Annotated in this window: 1 protein-coding gene; it reads right to left on the minus strand. The window is 69.2% G+C overall.

From position 1 onward, the window contains the following. A partial coding sequence (locus C9F12_RS22250; protein ID WP_205254761.1) for a DUF5801 repeats-in-toxin domain-containing protein occupies window positions 1–604 on the minus strand: 604 nt, incomplete at both ends.

Raw genomic sequence — 604 nt, forward strand, 5'->3', positions numbered from 1 at the left:
CCGGGCAGGGTCACCACAATCTCGGCCTGCTCGTCACCACCGCCGTCCTGGACCCAGGTACCGCTCAGACTGCCGTCCTCGTTGGGTGCCTCGGGGCCCTCGATGGTCACCGTGGGCATATCATCGTCCACGGTCAGCACCAGGCTGCCCTTGGCCGTGTCGCCGTCGCCGTCGGTGACCTCGTAGCCCAGCGTCAGCACGATGTCGTCCTCGGTGGTCGGGTCCGAGTGATCCAGTCCCTGATGCAGCTCGGCTTCGTACTCGCCGTTGGCCGGGTCGGTCACCGTGACCGTCAGCACCGGCTCACCGGATTCGTCCACCCCGCTCAGGGTCAGGCCGTCGTCGGATACCGTCCAGCTGACCGTCTCACCCTGGCTGGTCAGCACCGGCAGACCCTCGGTGGTCCAGCTGAAGGCGCCACTGGCCGCAGGGCCATCATCGCCGAAGTCGTAGTCGAGACAGCCGGTGATCACCACCTCGGTGCCCGGGGCGTCGCCGGGTCCGCCGGCGATCCCCTTGGGCAGGCCGTCCTCGTCGAGCAGACCCTGGGGCGTCAGCGTCGCCGGATCGCCGTCACTGTCCGGCGTGGTCGGGGTGTCATCGG

Source organism: Halomonas sp. BN3-1 (genome assembly GCF_003056325.1).
GTDB lineage: Bacteria > Pseudomonadota > Gammaproteobacteria > Pseudomonadales > Halomonadaceae > Halomonas > Halomonas litopenaei.